The 12,804-nt window shown below is 36.4% G+C and carries 13 protein-coding genes and 1 tRNA gene; 12 read left to right on the top strand and 2 right to left on the bottom strand.

Features of this window, described 5'->3' with window-relative positions; translation table 11 throughout:
• The first annotated feature begins 203 nt into the window (after positions 1 to 203).
• A complete protein-coding gene (locus tag BBROOKSOX_RS06245; protein ID WP_139660369.1) occupies positions 204 to 1,826 on the top strand; it encodes a hypothetical protein in 1,623 nt (540 codons plus the stop codon).
• An 86-nt stretch (positions 1,827 to 1,912) separates the two neighbouring features.
• On the opposite strand, the gene BBROOKSOX_RS06240 is transcribed toward BBROOKSOX_RS06245, so the two are convergent.
• Both BBROOKSOX_RS06240 and abc-f read right to left on the bottom strand, forming a co-directional pair.
• The gene (locus tag BBROOKSOX_RS06240) at positions 1,913 to 2,461 is read right to left on the bottom strand and encodes a haloacid dehalogenase-like hydrolase (RefSeq protein WP_139660368.1); all 549 of its coding nucleotides are present in this window, start codon (positions 2,459 to 2,461) and stop codon (positions 1,913 to 1,915) included.
• A 7-nt stretch (positions 2,462 to 2,468) separates the two neighbouring features.
• Positions 2,469 to 4,319: a ribosomal protection-like ABC-F family protein gene (abc-f, locus tag BBROOKSOX_RS06235; protein WP_139660367.1), complete on the bottom strand. Its 1,851-nt coding sequence runs from the start codon at positions 4,317 to 4,319 to the stop codon at positions 2,469 to 2,471.
• A 23-nt stretch (positions 4,320 to 4,342) separates the two neighbouring features.
• Between abc-f and BBROOKSOX_RS06230 the strand changes: the two genes are divergently transcribed.
• From BBROOKSOX_RS06230 to BBROOKSOX_RS06180, 11 genes are all read left to right on the top strand, one after another.
• Entirely contained in the window at positions 4,343 to 4,795 is a 453-nt protein-coding gene (locus BBROOKSOX_RS06230) for a cytochrome c-type biogenesis protein (protein ID WP_257607788.1), read from the top strand.
• Positions 4,792 to 5,190 (top strand): secondary thiamine-phosphate synthase enzyme YjbQ, encoded by a 399-nt coding sequence (locus BBROOKSOX_RS06225; RefSeq protein ID WP_139660366.1) that lies wholly within the window; start codon positions 4,792 to 4,794, stop codon positions 5,188 to 5,190. Before BBROOKSOX_RS06230 ends, BBROOKSOX_RS06225 begins: the two co-directional genes overlap by 4 nt.
• Positions 5,187 to 5,864 carry a tetratricopeptide repeat protein gene (locus tag BBROOKSOX_RS06220; RefSeq protein ID WP_139660365.1) on the top strand — a complete coding sequence of 226 codons (678 nt, stop codon included), beginning with the start codon at positions 5,187 to 5,189 and terminating at the stop codon, positions 5,862 to 5,864. The genes BBROOKSOX_RS06225 and BBROOKSOX_RS06220 overlap by 4 nt, the downstream gene beginning before the upstream one ends.
• Positions 5,865 to 5,870: 6 nt before the next feature.
• Entirely contained in the window at positions 5,871 to 6,779 is a 909-nt protein-coding gene (locus BBROOKSOX_RS06215; protein WP_139660364.1) for a YdcF family protein, read from the top strand.
• Positions 6,780 to 6,850: 71 nt separating this feature from the next.
• Positions 6,851 to 8,332, top strand: a complete 1,482-nt coding sequence (lysS, locus tag BBROOKSOX_RS06210) for a lysine--tRNA ligase (protein WP_139660363.1) — start codon at positions 6,851 to 6,853, stop codon at positions 8,330 to 8,332.
• Between the two features lie 47 nt (positions 8,333 to 8,379).
• The gene (locus tag BBROOKSOX_RS06205) at positions 8,380 to 8,727 is read left to right on the top strand and encodes a nucleoside triphosphate pyrophosphohydrolase family protein (RefSeq protein ID WP_139660362.1); all 348 of its coding nucleotides are present in this window, start codon (positions 8,380 to 8,382) and stop codon (positions 8,725 to 8,727) included.
• A complete protein-coding gene (cmk, locus tag BBROOKSOX_RS06200; protein WP_139660361.1) occupies positions 8,727 to 9,398 on the top strand; it encodes a (d)CMP kinase in 672 nt (223 codons plus the stop codon). Before BBROOKSOX_RS06205 ends, cmk begins: the two co-directional genes overlap by 1 nt.
• Before the next feature lie 102 nt (positions 9,399 to 9,500).
• Positions 9,501 to 11,174, top strand: a complete 1,674-nt coding sequence (gene rpsA / locus BBROOKSOX_RS06195; RefSeq protein WP_139660360.1) for a 30S ribosomal protein S1 — start codon at positions 9,501 to 9,503, stop codon at positions 11,172 to 11,174.
• A 50-nt stretch (positions 11,175 to 11,224) separates the two neighbouring features.
• Positions 11,225 to 11,503: an HU family DNA-binding protein gene (locus tag BBROOKSOX_RS06190; RefSeq protein ID WP_139660359.1), complete on the top strand. Its 279-nt coding sequence runs from the start codon at positions 11,225 to 11,227 to the stop codon at positions 11,501 to 11,503.
• Positions 11,504 to 11,541: 38 nt separating this feature from the next.
• Positions 11,542 to 11,617 (top strand) — tRNA-Lys (locus tag BBROOKSOX_RS06185).
• Between the two features lie 72 nt (positions 11,618 to 11,689).
• Positions 11,690 to 12,475 (top strand): ParA family protein, encoded by a 786-nt coding sequence (locus BBROOKSOX_RS06180; protein WP_139660358.1) that lies wholly within the window; start codon positions 11,690 to 11,692, stop codon positions 12,473 to 12,475.
• Positions 12,476 to 12,804 lie beyond the last annotated feature (329 nt).

The raw sequence follows: 12,804 nt of genomic DNA, 5'->3' as shown, positions 1-12,804 counted from the left end.
ATAGGGAAATAAAGCAATAAAACAGCGGGGAAAATAAGGTTTTTTTTGGACTTTATGAAAAAATACAGATAGTTTTGAAAATATTTTTGAAAAAAATCTAAAAATTGAAATTAGGGTGGAGAATTATGAGTTATGCAAAAGTCTCGTTTTATTTTTATAGACTATAACGGATAATAAAATTAATACAGGAATTTTTTAAATTTATGGACAATCAAAATAAAATTTGCTCGGTTGATGATTGCAATAGAGAAGTTTTTACCGAGTTATCTCAGAATAAATGTGTATTGCATTGTGAAAAACCAAGAGACAAAAATAGACATGGCGAATCCTATCATCTACTAGGAAGGGGTTTTTATGCAGAATTAAAAAAATATATAGAAAATAAAGAAAGAAAAATTTCAAAAACAGTAACGCTTGTTTTTAAAGGTGTGCATTTTCCTTATATAGATCCTAGGGATGAAACCGATGATATTGATGGTAATTATGGGTATGTTCATTTTTTTACAAGAAAGGTATTGTTTGATGATTGTCATTTTTACACCCTTTGGAGTAAAGAAGACTTTCCTGCTAATTCTGTTGAATTTTACGGATGTGTTTTTTATACAGACTACAATATTATAGGGCTTGATAGGGAAATTTATCTCAATTGTAATTTTGAAGAACAAGTTTCAACTCATGAAAAAAATATCACTCCTTCTTTAGAGATTTATACATGTACTTTTCAAAAAGAGGTGATTTTTGATGATGCCCTAATAAAGAGTAATATTTTTATTGTTAGTGATAGCAAAAGACAAAGCATTTTTCATGATAAGTTAAAGTTTAATAACTGTATTTTTGATAACCCTCAAGAATTATTCTTAGACAGTAACAGTCAAGATTTAAGTATTGAATTAAATGGTTGTCAATTTAGAAAAAAATTTAAGATTAGAAGCATTGAAGCAGAGGGGGACTACATAGAGCAACAGAGAAACAAAGTTAAATTAGAATCTTTGCAAATTATTGATTGCACCGCTGAAGATGGCGCTTATCTGCGTTTTGGATTTTTAAACATTAAAAATTTTGTGTTGCAAAATTTAAGATTGCCACAAAATGCTGAACTCAATATTGGCGATTGTCGATTTAAAAGATTTAGATTGAGTAATTTTAGAAATATTGGCAAATTTAAACTTTATAAAACCAATATTCTTGAGAATGAAAAAGGACAATCATTTCAAATAGAGAACACTTCAATTGGCGATGCTGATTTTCAAGGCGTTAACCTATTATCTTTTGATGCAGTTAAATTGTTTGATAATATTTTTCACAACCTAAAATACACTAATATTATTTGGAAAAACCTTGTGGAAGTTGGAGAAATTACTAGTGATAAAAACAGGCTGGAAAAACAACAAGATACCTACCGAACTCTAAAAAATGTAACTCAAGCAAATAGCGACTATCCGCAAGCTATTGAGTTTTATGCTAGAGAAATGAAAAATTATAAAGATTTAGTTAAAAGCAATAAAAATGATTATTCGTTATCAGATAGAATTACTTTATGGTTTAATAATTGGACGAATGACTTTGGTTTAAATTGGTGGAAGCCATTATTAATACTGCTTGTATTGACGCTATTATTTTACCTGTTGTTGTTATGGAGTTTAGATATGCCAATTCTAAATTCAGATCATTGGCAATATATTATCCAATTTTTAAACCCAATTCACAAATTCGATTGGGTTATTGGATTTCTCCCTAATTTAATAAATGTGATATTTAAAGTGTTTGAAGGACTTTTGATTTATCAAATTATTCAGGCCTTTAGAAAATACACCAGGAAATTATAAACATAAAGAGGGTTGATTGATTTTCTATCAATTGGCACTGCATTAGAACCAATCACGCTGAATGTATGGAGGTTGATTATTGATTTTTAAAAATTATTTTTTTTAGATAAAATCAGTGTATTCAAATGCTGTGTTTTACGAATAACTTTAGTTGATACATTAACTAAGATTGCTAAGTTTGACGCTTGCCATACGGGCAAATCACGCATATGGTCACCGATATAGTCAAAGCCTTGCTCGCCAAAGCGTTCAACGAGTTTGTATGCTTTGTTGTGTGAAGACAGGTTAAAGTGTTTGTTGCTTGCCATGACATCATCAAATAAATCCATATGTTTGGCTACTTTGCGTGCGTAAAACTCATGAGAGGCGGTGGCAAGGATAACTTGCGTGCCTGCTTTTTTGCGCTTATTAATATAGTTAATGGTAGTTTGGTTGTAGGGTAGGGTGCTGATGTCAATATCACAATGCTTGATGAGTTGTGCTTTGAGGTAACCTTTGCCTTGTAGCAACCAAAATGGATACAGCGCTACTAACCACGGGCTTTTTTTAAGCGTGGCAATAGAGGACTCAACCAACAAATCAGTATCAATCAGCGTATGGTCTAAATCAACAATTAAGGGGATATTTTTATTCATTCGTTGATTATTCTAGTGCGCTCCATTTGTCATAATAGCGCTCTAAGTCGGCTTCCAAGCGAGAGAGGCGGATAAGTGCATCTTGTGATTCGTCTTGCTGAAAAAACTCAGGGTCAGAGAGTTTTAGTTGTATTTCTGCGATTTCAATTTCTACTTTTTCGATTTTCTGGGGCAGTTTGTCAAGCTCTTGTTGTTGTTTGTAAGTTAGTTTTTTCTTTGGTGTGTCATCGGCTTTCTTGCTTTGTTTGGTTTTTGTCTTTCCTGTTTTGTTTAGGGCGTCTTGTTTTTGCAATAAATAATCATCATAGCCACCTGCATATTGTTCAATAATACCATTGCCCTCCATAACAACGGTGGAACCAACAACATTGTTGAGAAAAGTTCTATCGTGAGAAATTAAAATCAGTGTGCCTGTGTAATCCACTAACATCTCTTCTAAGAGTTCTAAAGTCTCTACATCAAGGTCATTGGTCGGTTCGTCAAGTACTAATAAATTAGCAGGTTGAGAGAGGATTCTAGCTAGCATTAGGCGATTTTTTTCACCACCAGAAAACATTCTAATGGGTGCCATTGCTTGCTTGCCAGTGAATAAGAATTGGCGCAAATAACCAATAATATGCTTGCTTTTGCCACCAATATCAATCCGTTCTCGACCACCTGAGACAAAATCCATGGCTTTCATATTTAGATCAAGATTTTCACGCATTTGGTCAAAGTAGGCCAACTTAATGGTTTTAGAGCGACGGATAGTGCCACTGTCAGGCTCTAATTCGTCAAGTAATAGCTTAATAAAAGTAGATTTACCTGTGCCGTTACCACCAATAATGCCGATTTTTTCACCTTTTAAAATCAGCATAGAAAATTCTTTGATTAGTTCTAAGTCATTGATCTTATAAGATATTTTCTTGACTTCAAAGACCAGTTTTGAGGCGCGTTTTTCGTCTTCTGCTACTGAGTGTATTTTGACTTTTCCTTGCTTTTGACGACGATTAATAAAGGATGAGCGCATTTCTTGTAAGGAGCGTACTCTGCCTTCATTGCGTGTTCTTCTTGCCTTGATACCTTGGCGAATCCAGACTTCTTCTTGTGCGAGTTTTTTGTCAAATCTTTTATTGGCTAATTCCTCTGAGTTGAGTAGGTTCTCTTTGCGTTTGACATAGTCCTTGTAGCCACATTCAAAGATACTCAAATTACCACGGTCAAGGTCAAATACTTTATTGACAATGCCAGCGACAAAAGAGCGGTCGTGACTAATAAGCACTAAAGTGCCATGAAAATCTCTGAGCATTCTCTCCAAATCAAGAATAGCAGTGATGTCCATATGGTTGGTCGGCTCATCTAGTAGTAAGACATTTGGTTCTTGTATTAAGGCCTTTGCTAACATTACACGCCTGCGCCAACCGCCTGATAAAGTGGATAAAATTGCCTCTGGGCTTAAGGTGAAGCGTTGCAAAATGGTTTCAATTTTGTGTAGATACTGCCAAGCATCTAATTGGTCAATTTTTTCTTGTAATTGAGTAGCTTGGTCTAATTCCCCATTGTCCATTAAATATTGGTACTGACTAAGTATCAACCCAATATCACCCAAACCTTCGGCAACAATATCAAATAAATTTTTATTATTATCTTGTGGGGGTGTTTGCTCTAGATAGCTGATTTTAATGCCATTTTTAATCTTTAATCTACCCTCGTCCGCCTCAATTTCACCTGCTAAAACACGCATAAAGGTTGATTTTCCCTCGCCATTGCGACCAATGAGTGCAATTTTGTCACCTTTTAAGATGGTTGCACTAACTTCATTTAAGATGGGTTTTTCAGAAAAACTAAGGGAAAGATTGTCAAGTGTAATCAGCGGCATAGGTTAAAATTATTCAATTTATTGTGTGTTATTTTATTGTGCGTTATTTTATTCAATTTTTACTACTGTTGACACTTATTAATCCCATCTATGCTGATGAGAGTATTGATGTCACCAGTTTTTCCACGCCAAAACAAGAACAACGCTACCACAACTTAATTAATGAAATTCGTTGCCCTGTATGCCAAGGACAAAGTATCGGTGGTTCAAATGCAGGATTAGCCAAAGATTTAAGAAAAAAAGTTAAAGATTTAATTTTAAAGCAAAAAACCGATGATGATATTCGTAGATTTATGACCGATAGATATGGCGATTTTGTCGTCTTTAAGCCACCGATGAATAAGCGCACTTATTTGTTATGGTTTGCACCGTTTATCTTTTTGTTGTTTGCTGTATTCTTTCTTGTTCGCACTTTTAACACCAAAAAAGAACCGATTAAAATGGATACCACTAAGGCTAAGAATTTACTTAAATGAAAACTCTAATCGTTACTACTAATGGTCGTGGTGCGATTGAAATCACTCAACAAGTCAATGAGATAGTTGCTGAGCAAAGCGATGCACAGTTGTGCCATATATTTGTCACACACACCTCGGCATCCCTCATAATTACGGGTAATGAAGATGCGAATTTACTCTTAGATGTTGAAGATTATTTTCAAATCAGCATCGCAGATGCTAACCCAAACTATCGTCATAACAATGAAGGCGATTTTGATATGTCAGGGCATATTCGCAGCATCCTAACAGGTGAATCAAAAACCATCCCTGTGGTTGCTAATAAATTAGCACTGGGTCAATATCAAGGCTTGTTTTTGTATGAACATCGCGCTGATGAAAATAACAGAAAACTACTTATAACACTCTCATGAGTAGTGAAACTGAGCTCAGTGATTTAATGGTGGCAGCCTATACACACCAAAAAAATGACGAGATATCCTTAGCAATTCAAGCATGGAATACATTGATTAACCATCAGGCTGCGGATAAAAATTTGAGTGCCAATGCACATCTAAGTTTGGGGCATTTACACCAACTACAAGGCAATGATGATTTGGCGATTGAGAGTATTTCAAATGCTATCAAGGCTAATCCGAATAGCAGTGAGGCGCATTTTTGTTTGGCTCATATGGCACAGAAAGAAGGGAATTTTGAGATGGCAATCACACACTTTGAAAGTGCTTTAACGCTCAATAGTCAAGATTGTGGTGCATTTAATAACCTAGGTAATTGTTACGATAGACTGGAAAAAACCACTGAGGCGATTGAGGCATACTCTAAAGCCATTGAACTGGATAAAGACTATATCGCTGCTGTTTATAATCGTGGTAATGCGTTTTTGAAGTTAGGAAAAGAGGGTTTAGCGTATAAAGATTTGTCAACAGCCATTGAATTAGACACAAATTTTTATCAAGCCTATTATAATCGTGGTACTTTGCTTAAGCGCTTGGGAAAATCAGACCAAGCGCAGCGAGATTTAGACAAAGCAAAAATATTAGCACAGCAAGATTTAGAAAACCAAGAGGCACAACGAAAAACACATTAAAAAAATATGAATATTCAAGAAAACAACACGCTAATTACCTATTTGTCCTCATTTAACGACATTATTTATACGCCTGAAAAATGCCAAAAACTCTTAGATAACGATACATTAGACATTGCATTGGTCGCAATTAATAACGACATTACTCAAGTCAAACAATTTTCAAAAATTTTTGCCCAGTCTAATGACGAGACTATGCAGGTGCTGATTAAAAAAATTCTGATACATCTTAACCAGCAAAAAGAAATCATCCTAAATTTTTACATCCATTATTTTAAGTCTAATTCTATCATTGGTGACAAATCTGTTAGCCAGCATCCAGACTTAATTGTTGTTTTAGGTTGTGATCGTCCCAGTCTTGATAAGCGTATCTCTTATGCCGTCCAAATTGCCAATCAACATCCTAGCGCCCCTATTTTGTTAAGTGGCGGCGGTTTTAATATTGATATGACAGAGGGTGATTACATGCACGCCCAGCTCAAAAAAGCAGGCATTAAAAACGAATTTATTTTAGAAACCTTGTCTATGGATACTATTGCTAATGCTTTATTTTCAAAAATAATGCTGCGTCAAGATAGTAAACTCAGCACCATTAAAAATATTGAGATTATCACTTCTAAGTTTCACCTGCCTCGTGCCCTGTACTATTTCAAAACTATTTTTAACAGTTTAGAGTCTACATCTGGCTTTAATTTTTGCGCTCAAGGCCCCACTACTGCTACTGATGCTCAGATAGAATTTTTATCTAATCACGAGCTCTCTACCGAATCAGATGCCATGCAAACTCTTAGCGTATTTAACAACCCTAAAAAGCACCCAATAGACGATATGCAAAGCTTAATAGAACTTTTGAAAAATCATAATCTATACCAAACTCGCTATGATATTTTGCGAATATTATTGCCACACTGTTAAGGTTTTTGTTGTCATTTACTTGTAAAATGTTCGCCTTGTCATAAAATTATAATAAATTTAAGAATAAAAAAATGAATGAAGATAATAAGTTAATAACAGAAAGAAGGTCAAAATTAGCCACCTTGAGAGAGTCAGGCAATCCGTTTGTGAATGACTTTCAGCCGCAGGATCTTGCCAAAGATATTTCAGCGTCTTATGGCTCTGTTTCTAAAGAGGAGCTAGATGAGAAAACTCTCGAAGTTTCAATAGCAGGGCGCATCATGCTTAAACGCGTGATGGGCAAGGCAAGTTTTGCACACATTCAAGATAGCAGTGCTCAGATTCAGCTGTTTGTTACCCGTGATGAATTGCCTGAAGGCTTTTATAATGAACAGTTTAAAAAATGGGATATTGGCGATATTGTTGGGGTCAAAGGCACATTGTTTAAAACCAAAGTTGGCGAGTTGTCAGTGCGTGTCAGCGAAATAAAATTACTAACTAAATCTCTACGCCCCTTGCCTGAAAAGTTTCACGGTTTAAGCGACCAAGAGATGCGTTATCGTCAACGATATGTTGATTTAATTATGAATCAAGACTCACGCGATGTCTTTAAGCGTCGCAGTCAAATTGTTAGCTATATCCGCCATTTCTTTGATAAAAATGATTTTATGGAAGTGGAAACACCGATGTTGCAAAGCATCCCAGGCGGTGCAACTGCCAAACCGTTTGAGACGCATCACAATACGCTAGATATGCAAATGTTCTTGCGTATTGCCCCCGAACTCTATCTTAAACGATTGATTGTCGGCGGTATGGATAGAGTGTTTGAAATCAATCGTAATTTTAGAAATGAAGGCTTGTCCACACGCCATAATCCAGAATTTACAATGATTGAGTTTTATCAGGCATATGCCACTTATCATGATTTAATGGATTTAACCGAAAAGCTATTTAAAGGTATCGCCACTGATGTTTGTGGCAGTGCTACCATTCAATATCAAGGTGATGAATTTGATTTCTCTAAAGCCTTTGAGCGCATGAGTGTGTTTGATTCAATTTTGCAGTACAATCCAAACCTTTGCGCAGAGGATTTAAATGCAGAAAGCGCTAGCACCACTGCCACAAAATTAGGCATTAAAGTTAAAGAAAGTTGGGGTTTGGGCAAAATCCAAATTGAGATTTTTGAAGCCACGGTAGAAGAAAAGCTCATACAACCAACTTTTATCACCGAGTACCCAACGGAAGTATCGCCCTTAGCGCGTCGCAATGATAACAACCCCTTTATTACGGATAGATTTGAATTGTTCATTGGTGGTCGTGAAATTGCCAACGGTTTTTCTGAGTTAAATGATGCTGAAGACCAAGCTGAGCGTTTTAAAAAGCAAGTGCTAGAGAAAGATGCAGGCGATGATGAGGCGATGCACTATGACAGTGATTATATTCGCGCACTGGAGTATGGGATGCCACCAACGGCAGGTGAGGGTATCGGCATTGACCGTTTAGTGATGTTATTTACCGACTCGCCTTCTATTCGAGATGTGTTGTTGTTCCCACACATGAAACTCGAATCTTAAGCATCATCTTTTTACTATATTTTTAAACATCTGCCTTGTAAAAAACAATGAATCAAGATTCCTATCAATCAATGCTTGCCACAATACAAGCTTTTCATGACAAACACGATTTTAAAAACAATGGCGGTGAAGATTTGGCTTATCGAGTGGCGTTAATGGCAGAAGAGTTAGGTGAAATATCGGCTTGCGTCACTAAGGGAAAATCTAGGGCTGATTTAGCGGAAGAATCAGCAGATTTGTTGATTTTATTGATGGGTACAGCGATTAGCGGAAAATTTGATTTAAACGAAGCATTTTGGCAAAAGATGGAAAAAATCAATCAGCGCAAATCAAAAATGATTAACGGCAAAATTCGAGTGTCAGAGTTTAAAGGTGTCAAGGATGAGGAAAAATAATGCGTCATAACATCTTAACAATTGACGGCCCAAGTGGCGTCGGTAAAGGCACAGTTGCACGAGTGATGGCACAAAAATTGGGCTGGAGCTTATTAGATTCTGGTGCGATTTATCGTGCTTTTGCTTTGGCAGTTGATGCTAGAGGGGTAGATATTGGCGACGTAGATGCTTTAGAAGCAATTGCACAAACCCTTGATTTAACATTTAAGACCGAAGAGGGTAGTGAGTTGGTGAGTGTGTTTTTGGATGGTAGAGAGGTGTCTAAAACCTTACGCACCGAGCAAACAGGCGAGATGGCATCTAAAATTGCCGCTATCGGTGTGGTGCGTGGTGCATTATTAAAGCGCCAACAAGACTTTGCACAAAACACACCAGGGCTAGTTGCAGACGGGCGTGACATGGGTACAGTGGTGTTTGTTGAGGCGCCGTTCAAGGTATTTTTAACCGCAAGTAGCGAAGAGCGCGCACAAAGACGCTTAAAACAATTGCAAGCACAAGGCACTACGGGTATAATCTCGAAAATCTTGGCAGATGTGGTGGCAAGAGATGAGCGAGATTCTTCTCGCAAAAACTCGCCACTAAAGCCTGCCAAAGGTGCTTTTATTATTGATACCACTGAGTTATCAATTGATGAGGTGATTGCTCAGGTGAGCAAATTAGTAAAACAATAGGTTAAAATCTGAGCGGTCAGATTTTATAAATAAACTAACCCGACAAACTCCAACTTTACACCGTTGTTGGATTATTTGGCGGTCAATATCAAAAAAAACAATATGTCAGAATCATTTGCAGAACTATTTGAAAATAGTGTAGAACAACAAAACACCAAAGTAGGCGCCTTATTGATGGGTACTGTAGTCAGCATCAATCGTGAAAAAGCGGTTATCAGCGTTGGACTAAAATCAGAAGCATTTATACCCCTAGACCAATTTAAAGACGCCAAAGGTGAGTTAGAAATTCAAGAAGGCGATGTTGTAGAAGTTGCTTTGGAGTCTATTGATGATGGTTTGGGTCATACTCTATTATCTCGTGAGAAAGCCAAGCGAATTAAATTGTGGCAGTCACTTGAGGCTGCAATGAACGCTAAAGAAACAGTCACTGGTATTGTTACTGGTTCTGTTAAAGGCGGTTTGACAGTTGATATTGGTGTTGTTAAAGCATTCCTACCAGGTTCATTGGTTGATACGCATCCAGTTAAAGATTTTGCGTATCTAATTGGTCAAGAAGTTGAAGCGATTGTTATTAAGATGGACGAAGTTAGAAATAATATTGTTATTTCTAGAAAAGCAGTGATGCAAGAAGCCAATTCTGCAGATAGAGAAGCCTTACTTGAGACACTTGAAGAGGGTGTGGAGATTGAAGGCGTGGTTAAGAACCTTGCAGATTACGGTGCATTTGTTGATCTTGGTGGTATTGACGGTTTATTACATATTACTGATATCTCATGGCAGCGTGTTAATCACCCATCTGAGAAGTTGAGCATTGGTGACAAAATTAAAGTTAAGGTGCTTAATTGCGATAAAGAGAAGATGCGTGTATCACTAGGACTTAAGCAATTAACAGCAAGCCCTTGGGATAATATCTCTGATCGCCTACCATTAGGCAAGAAGGTCTCAGGTACAGTTTCTAACTTGACAGATTATGGTGCATTTGTACGCATTGAAGAGGGTGTTGAAGGTTTGGTGCATGTCTCAGAAATGGATTGGACAAATGCCAATGCTCGCCCATCTAAATTTGTCAAACTGGGTCAAGAAGTTGATGTGGTTGTGTTGGATGTTCAAGAATCTAAGCATCGTATTTCATTATCAATGAAGCAAGCACAAGAAAATCCTTGGGAAGCATTTGAAGCAACACACAACAAGGGTGATAAGATTGGTGTTAATGTTAAGTCAATTACAGATTTTGGTCTATTTGTTGGACTTCCAGGCGGTATTGATGGCTTAATTCACTTGGCAGATATTTCTTGGGAAAAACTGCCTGCAGATGAATTGGTTTCTAACTACGCCAAAGGACAAGAATTTGATGTTATTATCCTAAATATTGACGCTGAGAAAGAGCGTATCTCTTTAGGTATCAAACAATTAGATGAAGATGACTTTATGTCTTACGCTTCGCTAAACAAGAAAGGCGCTATCGTTAAAGGTGTGGTTGCTGAAGTGGACTCAAGAGGCGCAGTTATTACATTGGCAGAAGGTATTACTGGTTATTTAAAAGCGGGTGAAATCTCAACAGAGCGTGTTGATGATGTAAGCACTATTTTTAAAGTTGCTGATGAAATTGAAGTAGCCATTGTTAATATTGACAGAAAATTTCGTAATATTACAGTCAGTGTCAAAGCAAAAGATTCAGCTGAAGAAAAAGCAGCAATGGAAGACTACAATAAACAATCTTCAGATGCAGTAGAAGGCGCAACTTTAGGTGATTTATTAAAGCAAGCTAAAGATTAAAAAGCAGATTTTTGAGTTTTATTCCTGTAGATATTATTTAATTTGGACTAATGAAAAAAACAGACCTTATTTTTGAATTATCAGAGACTTCTACGTTATCTAAAGTAGAGGCAAAGGTATGTGTAGATACTATTCTAACAGCATTAACAAAAGGTGTTGTTTCTGGTGAAGGGGTAGAGATTCGAGGTTTTGGCAGTTTTTATAGAAAGCATAAAAAAGCACGCTTAGGCATCAATCCAAGAACCAAAGAAAGAACACAGGTTGGTGAAAAATTTATGCCATTTTTTAAGCCAGGAAAATCACTTAAAGAAGTTGTTAATAAAAATTAATTTGGAATTTGCATTAATGTATAATTTCACTTTTTTATGGGGCGTTAGCTCAGTTGGTAGAGCATCGGACTTTTAATCCGCTGGTCGAGCGTTCAAATCGCTCACGCCCCACCATATTATTTAGTTAGATAGTTAGTCGTATACTAATAAACATAAACATTACTCTGAAAATAATGAGGATTGTTTATGAAGGTTATATCGATAATATCAACTAAAGGCGGTGTCGGAAAAACGACACTTACAGCCAACCTAGGCGGATGTTTGTCCGCTATGGGTAAGAAAGTTCTAATGATAGATGCTGATCCTCAGCCTAGTCTATCTTCCTACTACAAAATTTTAGAACAAGCCCAAGGTGGCTTGACTGAAATTTTGACCGATCCTCAAAATGTAAACAGCTATATTAGTAAAACACAATATGGCGATTTAATTTATTCAAACGACCACAGCAATCAATTACAGTCGTGGCTTGCCAGCAAAGGTGATGGTCGTTTCAGATTAAAAATTGCAATTAATAAACTTGTTGAAGAATACGATTACATTCTCATAGACACTCAAGGTGCTAAAGGTAATTTGCAAGATGCTGCCGTTTTAGCGGCAGATATTTTAATTTCGCCAATGCCGCCTGAAATGGCGGTAATTAAAGAACTTGAGCGTGGTACGCTATCAATGCTCTCAGACCTTCAAAGTTATAAGAATATGGGCATTAATGTCCCAAGTCTATTTGGTGTTATTTATAAAGTAGATAGAACAAAAGATGCTAAACAGTTTATTGAATATCTTAATAATCCTACTAAAGATAAATTTTACACAATGCTTAATACGCAAATACCGCAGGCAGTTACCTTTAAAGAAGCCACTAGTCAACAGATACCTGTTACTAAATTCATGAATGGCACTAAAAAACAACAATCAAAAGCACAAAATAGTGCAATTGCAATCTCAGAGTTAATTTTAGAGATAGGAACGCTATGAATAGCGCGACCAAACATCCCTCTACCAGAGCAAAATCCAAAAGTGTGATAGTTAGGTTGAAAAGTGTGATAGTTAGCCATTTAAAAACTCTAGTTACATACGGCATATCTAGCCTAACGCATAGCAAAACTAAAAACCACATAGTTCAAACTAAAAACCACATAGTTCAAACTAAAAACCACATAGTTCAAACTAAAAACCACATAGTTCAAACTAAAAACCACATAGTTATATTCATAAATTGTTGTTTTTACTTAAAAAATATCATCCTAAAGAACTTAAAGAACTTAAAGAATTTTAAAGAACCTTCATTTTATTAAAAAAGGACA

It is taken from the genome of bacterium endosymbiont of Bathymodiolus sp. 5 South (genome assembly GCF_900128535.1).
In the GTDB taxonomy this organism is placed as follows: domain Bacteria; phylum Pseudomonadota; class Gammaproteobacteria; order PS1; family Pseudothioglobaceae; genus Thiodubiliella.
The sequence above is the reverse complement of the archived record's forward strand: the minus strand, read 5'-3'. Positions and strand labels throughout refer to the sequence as shown.

Bases quoted from the DNA above. Each gene is read 5' to 3' on its own strand.
- BBROOKSOX_RS06240 (WP_139660368.1), bottom strand. From the start codon at position 2,461: ATGAATAAAAATATCCCCTTAATTGTTGATTTAGACCATACGCTGATT.
- BBROOKSOX_RS06215 (WP_139660364.1), top strand. From the start codon at position 5,871: ATGAATATTCAAGAAAACAACACGCTAATTACCTATTTGTCCTCATTT.
- BBROOKSOX_RS06220 (WP_139660365.1), top strand. From the start codon at position 5,187: ATGAGTAGTGAAACTGAGCTCAGTGATTTAATGGTGGCAGCCTATACA.
- abc-f (WP_139660367.1), bottom strand. From the start codon at position 4,319: ATGCCGCTGATTACACTTGACAATCTTTCCCTTAGTTTTTCTGAAAAA.
- BBROOKSOX_RS06225 (WP_139660366.1), top strand. From the start codon at position 4,792: ATGAAAACTCTAATCGTTACTACTAATGGTCGTGGTGCGATTGAAATC.
- BBROOKSOX_RS06245 (WP_139660369.1), top strand. From the start codon at position 204: ATGGACAATCAAAATAAAATTTGCTCGGTTGATGATTGCAATAGAGAA.
- cmk (WP_139660361.1), top strand. From the start codon at position 8,727: ATGCGTCATAACATCTTAACAATTGACGGCCCAAGTGGCGTCGGTAAA.
- BBROOKSOX_RS06205 (WP_139660362.1), top strand. From the start codon at position 8,380: ATGAATCAAGATTCCTATCAATCAATGCTTGCCACAATACAAGCTTTT.
- rpsA (WP_139660360.1), top strand. From the start codon at position 9,501: ATGTCAGAATCATTTGCAGAACTATTTGAAAATAGTGTAGAACAACAA.
- BBROOKSOX_RS06190 (WP_139660359.1), top strand. From the start codon at position 11,225: ATGAAAAAAACAGACCTTATTTTTGAATTATCAGAGACTTCTACGTTA.
- lysS (WP_139660363.1), top strand. From the start codon at position 6,851: ATGAATGAAGATAATAAGTTAATAACAGAAAGAAGGTCAAAATTAGCC.
- BBROOKSOX_RS06180 (WP_139660358.1), top strand. From the start codon at position 11,690: ATGAAGGTTATATCGATAATATCAACTAAAGGCGGTGTCGGAAAAACG.